Genomic DNA, 12,265 nt, shown 5'->3' with positions numbered 1-12,265 from the left:
AAGGATTGAGCGTTAATCTGTTGTTTCTATGAATTTCTACTTTGTTGCTCTATAGGATTACTAAAAAAATACTTGGTCGATGCATAGCGAAAAAGTCCAACGATCTCAAATACAACTGGGAACTCTACGCGGTAGTGCTTTGTAGATCCCTCGTTGTGGTGGGAATTATGGCAAAGATATGGGTTAATCCGGGCTACCTAATGAGAAAAGCAGCAAGCCATCCTTGATATAGATTTAAGAATATTTTTTTCTGTGTATAATATTGTGATTCTATAATATTAGGTTCCAATTATGAGTTGGTTTAAAAAACTATTGCCTTCGAGAGTAAGTACTGATTCTTCCCAAAAAAAGGGAGTTCCTGAAGGTTTATGGCTTAAATGTTTAGGGTGTAATGAAGTTCTTTACAGTACTGAATTAGAAAGAAATTTAATGGTCTGCCCATCCTGTAATTTTCATCACAGGATATCAGCGCGTGTTCGAATTCAGCAATTTCTTGATGAAGGTGGTCAAGAAGAGATCGCTGCATCATTAGAACCCCAAGACCGATTAAAGTTTAGAGATTCAAAAAAATATAAAGACAGAATTTCACAAGCTCAAAAAGCAACTGGCGAGAAAGAGGCTTTGGTTATTGTCAAAGGAACTTTGTTGCAGCAGCCTGTGGTTGTTGGTTCTTTTGAATTCAATTTCATGGGTGGCTCCATGGGAGCGACAGTGGGGGAGAAATTTGTTCGGGCAGTTGAAACTGCGACAAAAGAACAACGTCCATATATTTGTTTTACTGCGAGTGGTGGTGCACGTATGCAAGAAGGATTGTTTTCCTTAATGCAAATGGCTAAAACTTCTGCAGCTCTTGCAAAATTTGCAAAGACAGGAATGCCCTTTATTGTTGTTCTAACTGATCCAACAATGGGTGGTGTTTCTGCAAGCTTTGCAAGCCTTGGTGACGTAATTATTGCTGAACCGAATGCATTAATTGGTTTTGCTGGTCCAAGAGTTATTGAGCAAACGGTAAGACAAACCTTACCCGAAGGCTTTCAGCGAAGTGAGTTTTTATTGGAACATGGACATATTGACATGATTCTCGAACGCAAAGATATCCGCCCAGTTGTTGCAGAGTTGATATCTAAATTAACGCGTAAAGGCTCAGGGGATTCAGTTGTCAAAACCGCATCCTATTAACCCACTTACAAAACGCACTGAAGAGAGCGAAGCACAAGACGATGCGGAGCGCAAAGACGGAATGTACGCTACAGTACATGAGGATTTGGGCAACGAATCGACGCAGCAGTTTTCCTCTTCAGTTGCGAATCAAAAGAAGTCTCTTGATGAATGGTTACATGATTTAGAAACTAGAAATACTCAAGAAATACAGCTTGGTTTGACTCGTATCTCGGAAGTTGCGAAAAAATTAGGCTTACATCATCCAGGTTGTCCAGTGATTACGGTTGCTGGCACTAATGGAAAAGGTTCAACCGTAACTTCTCTTGAAACGATTTATCATGTTGCGGGATATAAGGTAGGTGCTTACACTTCACCACATCTTATTCAGTTTAATGAACGTATTCGTGTGAATTTATCTCCTATTGCTGATGATGATTTATGCCAGGCTTTTAGTATTATTGATGCAGCGCGCGAAAAAACCTCCCTGACTTATTTTGAAATGACTACTTTGGCCGCATTGTGGTATTTCAAAAAAATGGACTTAGATATTATTATTCTTGAAGTGGGACTGGGCGGGCGCTTGGATGCTACTAATATTGTTGATGCAGAATTATCTATAATTACTACGATTGATTTTGATCATCAGGACTATTTAGGTACTACGCTTGATGCGATTGGTTATGAGAAAGCAGGGATTCTCCGTCCTGGAAAGCCTTTTATTTATGCTGATATTAATCCACCCTCGTCAATCACTAACGCTGCAATGCAACTTTCTGCACCTGCTTATTTTTACGGGCAGGGGTTTGTGATTCAGGAGCAAGACTCTGTCTGGAGTCTCCATTACAACGAACAGCTTACACTTACTTCAGTTTCTGGATTGCCTAAACCTTCAATACAATTGAAGTCAGCAGCTGCCGCAATTACTGCATGTCTGTTATTAGCGGATGTGCTACCGGTGGCGCATACTCATTTTCAAACTGCAATGCAGCGTATTTTTATTCCAGGTCGTTTGCAATTACATGAGGACACAGTAAGTATATTATTTGATGTATCTCATAATCCTCAATCAGTAAAGCTGCTCGCTGATAATTTACACAGATTGCAAAAAGCAAAAGTACATGCGGTATTTTCTGCTTTAAAAGATAAAGATATTTTGGGTTTGATTTTGCCATTAAAAGATTGCGTCGATTGTTGGTATCCTGCACAATTGGATGGCAAACGTGCTGCTACTGCAGATTGCTTGCTTACATTTTTTAAGGATGCAGAAATTCCTGTGGAAATTTGTTATAATAATCCACTTGTAGCTTTTGAAACTGCATTGAAACAAGCTAAACCTGGTGACTTAATTGTTATTTACGGGTCTTTTTTTACTGTGAGCCATGTTATGGCTAATAGGAGATTCAATGAAATTAGTAATTGATGAGAAGCTAAAGCATCGTTTAGTTGGTGTGGCTGTTGTTTTATCATTAGGAGCAATTTTCCTACCTGCGATGATGAAAAAGTCGAGTCAACGTCTTGAAAATAATTTTAGTGTCAACGTGCAGTTACCTCCCAAACCAACAACTCCTAATGTAGTGATGACTAATGAGAAGGAGATGTTTAAAACTATAAAAGTAGCTAAGATTGACACTCCTGATTTGAAACAGAAAAATTCTGATCTTGGTAAGGAAGATTTTATTCAATCCATTCAGGTAGCTGATAATGCAGTTGTGGATGCAGCTGTCCCTGTTGCTAAGGTAGTGTCAGCGCCTAAAGTTGACGCAATAGCAAAACCAATTGAGTTGGCTCTAAGTAATGCTGCAAATAACGTTGTAAAAAAACAAGCCAAAACTGTGGCTAAACCAGTTCAAGCGATTGCTCAAGTAAAAGCGAAGCCGATAAGCAAGCCAAATGTAGCCAAGGCAAATGTATCTACAATACGAAGTTTGAATAAAAAGGATATTTATGCTGTGCAACTGGCTTCATTTTCAAAGTTGACTAATGCCCAAGCTTTGGTTAATAAATTACACAGCAAAGGTTATAAAGCAAGTTATACCAAAATCGCTGGAAGACAAGGTACTATTTATAAGGTTTATGCAGGTCATTCACCGGTTAAAAGTGATGTGATGAAATTAAAAACTCAATTGGCAAGCGCCATGCAGTTGAATGGTTTTGTAGTCAATACCGGAGTTAGCTAATGCAATATCAATGGATTGATATCATTTTAGTCATAGTAATAGGGCTATCCACTATTACTGGTTTGCTCCGGGGATTTATTAAAGAGTTTATTGCCTTAGGAGTATGGATATTAGCTGTATGGGCTGGTTACCACTACTCGGGCGCTCTTAGCCCTTATCTGCAACCTTATATTCAAGATCCGACGGCTCGTAGCATAGCGGGTTTTGTTATTGTTGTTCTGGGCGTTTTAATTACTGGTGGTATTGCCAATGCGATACTCGGCCTCTTTTTAAGGGGAAGTGGCCTAGGGGCTATGGATAAAGTCTTAGGCGGCTTTTTTGGTTTCGCTCGTGGAGTTTTTATTATTTCCCTGGTCTTCTCAGTACTCAGTATGACTTCTTTGCCATATACTCAATATGTGCAAGGTTCCAGAGTTTATAATCAGCTACTACCGGTCATAAACTGGGTTTCGGGGTACTTACCGGGAATTATTAATAAAGCAAAACAAACAGTATCAGTCAACGAATCTTTTAAACTGATTGATATAGTCCCTGAGACTTAATGTATTCATAGACAATATATGGGAGCTTGTTTTTTACATCAGCTCCCTTTTTTATTTCTTCACGAACTGAAGTGGATGAAATTTCGTAAGTACCTGCATTAAATAAAAAAATACATCCAGCCTGAGTGCTTAAGAGTTCAATTTTACTCTTAATTTTATATTTTTCTAAAAAATTGTTCATTGTTTCTGGAAGGGAATGATTGTGGAACTCATCTCTATTGATTACCAACAAATTAGCTAAAGTAATAATTTTTTCCCATTGATACCATTGAGGTAGTGAGAGAAAAGCATCATACCCAATAATTAATGTTATGGATGAGTTAGGATATTCCATTCGGAAACTTTTTAATGTTTCAGCCATATAGGATGGAGTGTTACGCTCTATCTCGCGTAAATCGATCTTAAAGTCTGGTATGTTCTTTATTGCCAGCTTGACCATTTCTACTCTCTGTTCATTGCTGGCAAGCGTAGGAGGCTTTATCGTTGGTGTTTTGCAAGGAAGAAAAATATAAGAATCAAATTTAAAATGTGTTTGTATTGTTATACTGGTTTGTAAATGACCATTGTGTATGGGATCAAATGTACCGCCAAAAATAGCTATGCTGTGCATGCGTCACCTATTAAATTCCCCAAACATAGTGAAAGAGCTGCATTTTCTAAGGCGCCCCATACTTGAGTATTTAGATTCGATTTAATCCGTTCATCAATAGAATAACAGTATCGATGTAAGTGTTGTAAGGTGGCTTTATTGAGTCGGTTACAACATATTTTATAAAGGTTAACACGTTGAGGCCAAATTTTTAACTGGTTACACGCAGTCTGAAAATTTACTTGTTGCTCCATTAAATAGAGCAATTGCATAATTAATCTTATTTCTTGACTGATCATCCACAAGACTAGTGTTGCTTCAGTCTTATTATTTGCAGCATGACGTAAAATCTGAATCGTTTTATCTCCTTGGCCTAGCAGGCAGGCATCTATTAATTCAAAAAGATCATGATCACATTGATTGGATAAGTGCTCTAATACTTCTTGCGTATCTACTTTACAGCCAGAGGTTGAGGATAAAGCTATTTTTTCAATGACTTGAGAGCAAGCCAACATATTCCCTTGGGTGTATTGATGAATTAAATTGGGAACTTGCGGATCATAGCTCATCGAGTTTTTCTTTAACTGTGCAGCGATCCAACTGATGATTGCATCCGAATTAAGTGGATAGGCCAAAATAAGCGCGGCATGCTCCTGTGAAGACAACCATTGCAATTGCCTTGCCGGTATGTTGGGTGCTCGAATAACAATAAAACAGCGTGAATTTATCGAGCCAAGGTATTCAGTTAAAATCTTTTTTCCAGTAGCATCGATTGATTTTTTATCATAAAAAATATTTAAGAGTACTATCTCTGAAAATAAAGAATAACTGTTTGCTTCTTCTTTTACAGTATTCCAATCTTCTACTGATTGGATGGATATGATTTTTTCATCATAATGATGATTTTTTTTTATTGCTGATTTTATGGTAGTTAAAGAATCTTCCAGCAAGTAATTATCTTGTCCGATAATCATATAGAGCGGCGCAATTTTTTTTTGTACGTGCTGGGCAAGTAATTGTTGTTTGATTTGCATGATAATTTAACTTAAGTGTGTTCATATAAGATTGGATGAAGAGAAGCACGTAATCTAGTATCCATTGATACTAGTATGCCAATATCTCCTAAGTTACTTACTTTTCCCTCTTTAAGCTATCTTTTTTTCTCTAGTGGAGGAGGGGACAAATGACTCAGTCGATAAATCATTTGGGTTACTGCATCTTGCTTCATTTCTCCAATTAAAATACTTTCCTCGTCTTTAGAGCCAAGGATTCGGTCATTATTTAATGTAAGTTCACGAGAAATACTTATTTGACCAGGAACTCCTATAACTTGACCTGCACGTGTTTTCAGTGCAAATACTACAGTGAGGGTTAAAGTATATTGTCTGGGATTCGTGCTTGCTCCCACACTGATAATCTGTTGTTGTAGGCTCACTTCATTCACAATGAGCCAATATTGTGCATGAGAAGGATCTGAGTTAACTTGAATTTTTGCTCCATCGAGCCGGGATTCTAATATTGAGACAAACTGCTTGTCATTATTTTCAGAAATGATGGCCACGTTATTAAGCCAACTAGGTATACTGCTTACACCTCGCAGATGAAAACCACAAGCTGACAGTAATAATATGAGCAAAAAAGAAACGGTACCTCGTAATATTGAAAATAAATGGGTTTTTTGCTGTCCCGCAGCTTTTTTTTGTAGCAGATGCGGGACATTAGATGAGCCAGAGCAATAATCCTTCATTAGCCAACAACCAAATTAATCAATTGTCTGTGTGCAACAACAATTGCTTTTTTTACTGTTTTATCGACAAGAAAATCTTTGGCATGTTGTTTTGCTACAGCAACTAAAGTTTCCTCTGTAGCATCAACACTGGCGGTAAATTGGGCTCTTAATTTTCCATTAACCTGAACCACATAATCTACTTCATCAGTTTTTAAAGCACCTTTATCTACTCTCGGCCAATTAGCATCAATAATTGCTTTTTCAAAGCCTAATTGTTGCCATATGTGGTGTGCGATATGAGGTGTTATAGGTGCTAATAATCGCAACAGGATACTTAGGCTGGAATGAATAAAGAATTTATCTTCTTCCGTTTCTATAGCGTAATTAGATATTTCATTGAACAGTTTCATGCATCCTGAAACCACGGTATTGAACTGGTTCCGATCATAATCGTGAGTTGCTTGTGCAAGGATTTGATGTACAACATGACGTGATTTCTTTAAACGACTTTCAGCTTGTTGCCAGTTCACATGTCCATTACCACTTAGAATGATATCATTTACTTCCATGAACATATTTTGATGTTGATGAGCAAAAGTCCAAATTCGCTTTAGAAAGCGATGAGCACCTTCTACTGCTGCATCTGACCATTCTAAAGATTGTTCAGGAGGGGCAGCAAACATAACAAACAATCGGGCTGTATCCGCACCATAGGTATCAATCAGATGATTGGGGTCGACAACATTACCTACGGACTTTGACATTTTATGTCCGTCTTTTAAAACCATGCCTTGCGTTAATAGAGCTTTAAATGGTTCGTCTGAATTTACTAAACCTTCATCACGCATTAATTTATGGAAAAAGCGGGCATAAAGTAAATGCATTACTGCATGTTCAATACCACCAACATATTGGTCTACAGGAGTCCAATATTTTGCGCGGTCATCAAGCATTGCATTTTCCTGACCTTTACATGCAAAACGAGCATAATACCAAGAGGATTCAACAAAAGTATCAAACGTATCTGTTTCACGAGTTGCATCCTGGCCGCATTTTGGACAGCTAACATTGACGAATTCTGGGCATTGAGCTAATGGTGAGCCGGCTCCAGTAAATATTACGTTTTCTGGAAGGACTACGGGGAGCTCTTCATCAGGAACGGGCACGGTACCACATTGTTCACATAAAATCATGGGAATAGGAGTACCCCAGTATCGTTGTCTCGATACACCCCAGTCACGTAGCCTATAGTTAATTGTTGCTTTACCTGCTTCATGTTCTTCAAGGAAATTGGTTATAGTCTCTATTGCTTGAGTAGAGCTTAATCCATCAAACTGGCCTGAATGAATCAGTGTACCTTCCCCAGTGTAGGCAGATGCATTGAAGTCGTGCTTGACGTCATTTGCAGGCTTAATGACTTCTTTAATAGGTAACTGGTATTTGTGTGCAAATTCCCAATCTCTTTGATCGTGTGCAGGTACCGACATTACAGCACCTGAGCCGTATTGCATGAGTACAAAATTTGCAACCCATATAGGCAGCTCTTCGCCGGTCACGGGATGGATTGCTGTCATGCCTGTAGCTACACCTCGTTTTTCCATGGTAGCTAGTTCTGCTTCAGCCATTTTGGTGCCTTGGCAGCTGTCAATAAATTCTTTGACATCCTGACGATTACTTGCTGCTTCTTTAGCGATGGGGTGATCTGTTGCTACTGCAAGATAGGTTGCGCCCATTAAAGTATCAGGTCGTGTTGTGTATATTTTTAATCGTTTAGGATAATTATTGACGTTAAAATGAATTTCAGTACCGGTGGAACGACCAATCCAATTGCGTTGCATTTGTTTTACTTGCGCGGGCCATTCGTCCAAAGTATCCAGTGAGCTAAGTAATTCATCCGCATAAGCAGTAATTTTAATAAACCATTGAGAAATTTCTTTGCGCTCAACAAGTGCACCCGAGCGCCAGCCACGCCCATCAACGACTTGTTCATTTGCTAAAACAGTTTGATCTACAGGATCCCAATTTACTACGGCATTTTTTTTGTAGACTAAACCTTTCTCGAATAAGCGAATGAAAAACCACTGTTCCCATCGATAATATTCAGGTGCACAAGTACAAATTTCACGTCTCCAATCATAAGCATTGCCTAGACGTAAAAATTGCTTTTTCATAGACTCTATATTTTTTTTAGTCCATTCAGCGGGTGGAATTCCGTTTTTGATGGCCGCATTTTCAGCGGGCAAACCAAATGCATCCCAACCTATTGGTTGAAGCACATTTTTGCCCAAAGCACGTTGATAACGAGCAATAACGTCTCCAATGGTATAGTTGCGAACATGCCCCATGTGTAATGTTCCACTTGGGTAGGGGAACATGGATAAACAATAAAATTTCTCTCTGTTTAAATCTTCTGAAACATTAAATGATTGTTTTTTATGCCAATACTGTTGAGCTTGTTCCTCAACTTCTTGTGGTATATAGGTATTATCCATAGTCCAATTTTTTTAAGTGACTCTAAATCGCTAAGGATAACTCCTCTTGTGTCTGCCAGCAATAGATTATTACCGGAATAAGCGACGAAGTTGAATAAAAAGTATAAAAACAAGGAAAATTGTGCAAAAAATGAGGGATGGGTACTCATGCCAAATAATCCATGGGGTCAAACCTTCTGCCGGAAAGACACTGCTTTCTAGGAGGCCAGGACTAAAAGGAGGAAGGCTTTCTATTATGTCCCCATTGGCATCAATGACTGATGATAGACCATCGTTATTAACGACTACTTGATATCTCCCTGTAAGTAGAGAAAGAATTTGCGCCATTTGTAATTGTTGGTAACTAGCCAGTGAATGCCCAAACCAGCCATTGTCACTGATTGAAACGATCCATTGGGCTTGGGGCATTTGTTCACGCAATATATTGGGATATGCAATCTCATAACAAATGAGGCTTGCTATTGGATGGTTTTCAATGCGAATTAGAGATTGTTTTCTTTTTCCTGGCAACAAATTAGGTTCTGGTAAGTTCAACCAATGATTAATCGTCACCAGAGGTTTGGGAATGTATTCTCCAAAAGGAACTAGATGACGTTTGAGTTTTTTCCCTTTTGCTTGCCCGAGTGTAATGACTGAGTTGTAGTAATTTGTTTCTGAATCATTTGTAGGTTGTAAAATACCTAACATAAGCGCACTTTTTGCCTTTAATGCTTTGTTATTCAGTTTAAGTAAATATTTATCCAAATAGCTTGCGGGTAGCGGTATGGCTGACTCAGGCAAAATAATTAATTGTTTTCCCAAAAGTTTATTAATTGAGTTTTCATAATATTTTAGTAAGTTCCAAAATAAGGCTTCATCCCATTTATCGCGCATGGATAAATTGGCTTGTACGGCACCAATACTAATTGGTTCTTTTTTGATCTGTGACCATGAAATGTTTTTGCACAACATCGGGCCGATAAGAATCAGTACAATGGTGATTAAATAATAGTAACGATTGGCTGAGTTTTGTGTCACGGCTAAAGTGAGTAATGCCGCAATAAGGACACATACTAAACTTAATCCATAAACTCCTAGAATAGGTGCGATGTATTTTATTGGTGTATCAATGAGTGGTGTGCCTACTGATAGCCAGGGAAATCCAGTAAATAATGTAGCACGACAATATTCACTCAAACACCATAAGACACAAAATAGAGTTAAAGACATCAGTTTGCGATTTTTGAACTCTAGCAATTTATATAGATAAGCTACTAGAGCAGGGAAGAGTGCAAGGTACATAATGAAAATTAATGTAATTAACCCGGCAAGAAAATAATTGAGTTGTCCATAGTCATGAATACTGACTATGACCCAAGAAACCCCAAATCCAAAATAACCCATCCCATAAAAAAATCCTAAAGAAAAACCTTGTTTTCTAGAGCAATTCTGGAGGCTTGAATAGAGAAATGCCAAACTTAAAAGTATCAACCCTGGTATGTGAAAAGGTGCAAAACCAAAAGGCGCTATCAGTCCTGCCATGAACACAAAAAAATATTTAATATAGCCAAGATGAATGGAGGAATTCAATGAAATAGGATTGGCTAAAGCGGTTGGCTTCATGGGTTATGAATAAATTATAAAACGATAAGATAATGGAGTCCTCTATTTAGGTCAAGAATTAGTGAGTTATTTTAGCAATTAATCCTTATCGTTCAATGAAAAGCCATATTTGCTGTATATTGAACGATACTCAAGTAAGTTATTTTATTTTTTCAGCACATAAGTCCCTGGAGCATCGCAAATTACGCTTATATTTTTTTCAGGGTTACCTAGCTTAGGTGGTTTCTTTTTGGAGCCTGAGTAATCTGCAAGCCATTTTTCCCATGTGGGCCACCAAGAATCTTTAAAGTGAGGGGCTCTTTCTAACCAAATGTCAGGGGCCAAATGTTTCTCATTTCTTTTATGAGTTAGTATTTGATAACTTCGTCCAGGCTCACCGGGCACATTAACAATCCCAGTATTATGGCCTGCGTTAGTTAACACAAAAGTAATCTCGCTATCAGTAAAGTAATGAATTTTATAAACGGACTTCCATGGCGCAATGTGATCCTTTATGGTACTTACTGAAAAAATTGGGAGCTGTATGTCAGCAAGATTTATATTATTATTAAGAATCTTAAAACGTCCTTCAACTAAGTCATTGTTTAAAAACAAATGGCGCAAATACTCACTATGCATTTTATAGGGCATTCTTGTGGTATCATAATCCCATGCCATCAAATCATTTACTGTTTGTCGTTTGCCCAGCAAATAATCATAAACAGCGCGCGACCAAATCAAATCTATGGACCGTAACATACTAAATGCACCGGCCATTTGCGATCCGTCTAAATAACCTTTTTCCCACATGATGTCTTCAATGTAGGTAAGCTGGTTTTCGTCAATAAATAGCTGCAGTTCGCCGGCATCCTCAAAGTCGGTTTGTGAGGCAAACAGCGTCATTGTTTTTAATCGATTATCATTATTAGCGGCCATTTGTGCAGCAACCATAGTTAATAAGGTTCCTCCAATACAATAGCCTACAGTATGAATTTTTTGTTGTGGAATAATTTGGTTTATTGTTTTTAAAGCATCCATCACTCCAAGTTGTGCATAATCAGAAAAATCCAAGTCTCTATCTTCAGAGGTTGGGTTTTTCCAGGAGATTATAAATACGGTATGTCCTTTATCTACTAAGTATTTAACCATGGAATTATTTGGCGAAAGATCAAGTATGTAATACTTCATGATCCATGCAGGAACGATCAAAATAGGCTCTGGATGAACGGTAGGTGTTGTTGGTTCGTATTGGATAAGTTCAATTAAACGATTCCTGTAAATAACTTTTCCTGGAGTTACCGCAATATTCTCTCCAACTTTATATTTTTCACTGCCTGCAGGCGGGGTGTTATTCAGTTCCCGAGTAATGTCTTCAAGAAAATTATTCCATCCTTTGATAAAATTCATGCCTCCTTCATTCATTGTTGTCGTGATTACTTCGGGGTTCATTGCAGGAACATTTGAGGGGGCAAAAATATCCAAAACTTGGCGCGTGACAAAATTAACAATATTTTCATGATGTTTGGAAACACCACGAAGATGTGTCGTTGCATCGTTCCACCATTCTTCGGTTAATAAAAATGACTGGGTATAGATATTGAATGGAAACTTTGCCCACAGCTCATTTTGGAAGCGATGATCTGTTTGACGTACCTCAACACAAGGTGCACATTTATCTTGGGTTTGTTGGTGGATGTATTGTAATAAATGCCCAAGTTTTTTGAGTGCGTTTTTATTTAAATCGGCTCGTTTTGCCGGTGAGAAATATAAATAGATTAACCAATCTGCAAAAGACATCAGGAGTGTTCCGGGCGACGTCCAGTTGCTCAATTGACTGATTGTCGCGTGGAATAATCTATCAAAACTAAGTCCTTCGTAGTCCCCTTGTTCTGACTCAGATGATCTGAGGTTCCGTATATTTTCAACGGATTTTGGATGATTTTTTTTTGATTTATTCATGACAAGTTCCTTTTGCCAAATCCAAGAATAGATTA

10 protein-coding genes are annotated in these 12,265 nt (G+C 38.1%); 4 read left to right on the top strand and 6 right to left on the bottom strand.

What is annotated here, in order from left to right:
• Nucleotides 1–291: 291 nt before the first annotated feature.
• From accD to BGO44_RS01650, 4 genes are read left to right on the top strand one after another with little or no spacing between them, the layout of a single operon-like run.
• The gene (gene accD, locus BGO44_RS01665; protein WP_058512403.1) at nt 292–1,179 is read left to right on the top strand and encodes an acetyl-CoA carboxylase, carboxyltransferase subunit beta; all 888 of its coding nucleotides are present in this window, start codon (nt 292–294) and stop codon (nt 1,177–1,179) included.
• Nucleotides 1,157–2,581: a bifunctional tetrahydrofolate synthase/dihydrofolate synthase gene (gene folC, locus BGO44_RS01660; RefSeq protein ID WP_273199163.1), complete on the top strand. Its 1,425-nt coding sequence runs from the start codon at nt 1,157–1,159 to the stop codon at nt 2,579–2,581. The genes accD and folC overlap by 23 nt, the downstream gene beginning before the upstream one ends.
• On the top strand, nt 2,565–3,338 hold the full coding sequence (locus tag BGO44_RS01655) for an SPOR domain-containing protein (protein WP_058512404.1): 774 nt from the start codon (nt 2,565–2,567) through the stop codon (nt 3,336–3,338). The genes folC and BGO44_RS01655 overlap by 17 nt, the downstream gene beginning before the upstream one ends.
• Nucleotides 3,338–3,880: a CvpA family protein gene (locus tag BGO44_RS01650; RefSeq protein ID WP_058512405.1), complete on the top strand. Its 543-nt coding sequence runs from the start codon at nt 3,338–3,340 to the stop codon at nt 3,878–3,880. The genes BGO44_RS01655 and BGO44_RS01650 overlap by 1 nt, the downstream gene beginning before the upstream one ends.
• Here BGO44_RS01650 and nadD read toward each other — a convergent pair.
• The 6 genes from nadD to BGO44_RS01620 all read right to left on the bottom strand — a co-directional run bounded on the left by nadD (nt 3,849) and on the right by BGO44_RS01620 (nt 12,230).
• Nucleotides 3,849–4,490, bottom strand: a complete 642-nt coding sequence (gene nadD, locus BGO44_RS01645; protein WP_058512406.1) for a nicotinate-nucleotide adenylyltransferase — start codon at nt 4,488–4,490, stop codon at nt 3,849–3,851. The two genes, BGO44_RS01650 and nadD, sit on opposite strands and share 32 nt — an antisense overlap.
• On the bottom strand, nt 4,478–5,503 hold the full coding sequence (gene holA / locus BGO44_RS01640) for a DNA polymerase III subunit delta (protein WP_058512407.1): 1,026 nt from the start codon (nt 5,501–5,503) through the stop codon (nt 4,478–4,480). The genes nadD and holA overlap by 13 nt, the downstream gene beginning before the upstream one ends.
• Nucleotides 5,504–5,619: 116 nt before the next feature.
• Complete coding sequence (locus BGO44_RS01635) at nt 5,620–6,216, bottom strand: LPS-assembly lipoprotein LptE (protein ID WP_273199166.1); 597 nt, start codon at nt 6,214–6,216, stop codon at nt 5,620–5,622.
• On the bottom strand, nt 6,216–8,690 hold the full coding sequence (leuS, locus tag BGO44_RS01630) for a leucine--tRNA ligase (protein ID WP_273199169.1): 2,475 nt from the start codon (nt 8,688–8,690) through the stop codon (nt 6,216–6,218). Before leuS ends, BGO44_RS01635 begins: the two co-directional genes overlap by 1 nt.
• Nucleotides 8,691–8,759: 69 nt before the next feature.
• Nucleotides 8,760–10,292 carry an apolipoprotein N-acyltransferase gene (lnt, locus tag BGO44_RS01625; protein WP_273199172.1) on the bottom strand — a complete coding sequence of 511 codons (1,533 nt, stop codon included), beginning with the start codon at nt 10,290–10,292 and terminating at the stop codon, nt 8,760–8,762.
• A 144-nt stretch (nt 10,293–10,436) separates the two neighbouring features.
• The gene (locus BGO44_RS01620) at nt 10,437–12,230 is read right to left on the bottom strand and encodes a PHA/PHB synthase family protein (RefSeq protein ID WP_058512411.1); all 1,794 of its coding nucleotides are present in this window, start codon (nt 12,228–12,230) and stop codon (nt 10,437–10,439) included.
• Nucleotides 12,231–12,265: the final 35 nt, after the last annotated feature.

Source organism: Legionella sp. 39-23 (genome assembly GCF_001897665.1).
In the GTDB taxonomy this organism is placed as follows: domain Bacteria; phylum Pseudomonadota; class Gammaproteobacteria; order Legionellales; family Legionellaceae; genus Legionella; species Legionella steelei.
Note: the sequence above shows the minus strand (reverse complement) of the source record. Positions and strands in the feature narration are given on the sequence as shown.

Coding starts and splice junctions, on each gene's coding strand:
- lnt (WP_273199172.1), bottom strand. CDS start 10,292: ATGAAGCCAACCGCTTTAGCCAATCCTATTTCATTGAATTCCTCCATT.
- nadD (WP_058512406.1), bottom strand. CDS start 4,490: ATGCACAGCATAGCTATTTTTGGCGGTACATTTGATCCCATACACAAT.
- BGO44_RS01635 (WP_273199166.1), bottom strand. CDS start 6,216: ATGAAGGATTATTGCTCTGGCTCATCTAATGTCCCGCATCTGCTACAA.
- holA (WP_058512407.1), bottom strand. CDS start 5,503: ATGCAAATCAAACAACAATTACTTGCCCAGCACGTACAAAAAAAAATT.
- BGO44_RS01620 (WP_058512411.1), bottom strand. CDS start 12,230: ATGAATAAATCAAAAAAAAATCATCCAAAATCCGTTGAAAATATACGG.
- leuS (WP_273199169.1), bottom strand. CDS start 8,690: ATGGATAATACCTATATACCACAAGAAGTTGAGGAACAAGCTCAACAG.
- BGO44_RS01655 (WP_058512404.1), top strand. CDS start 2,565: ATGAAATTAGTAATTGATGAGAAGCTAAAGCATCGTTTAGTTGGTGTG.
- accD (WP_058512403.1), top strand. CDS start 292: ATGAGTTGGTTTAAAAAACTATTGCCTTCGAGAGTAAGTACTGATTCT.
- BGO44_RS01650 (WP_058512405.1), top strand. CDS start 3,338: ATGCAATATCAATGGATTGATATCATTTTAGTCATAGTAATAGGGCTA.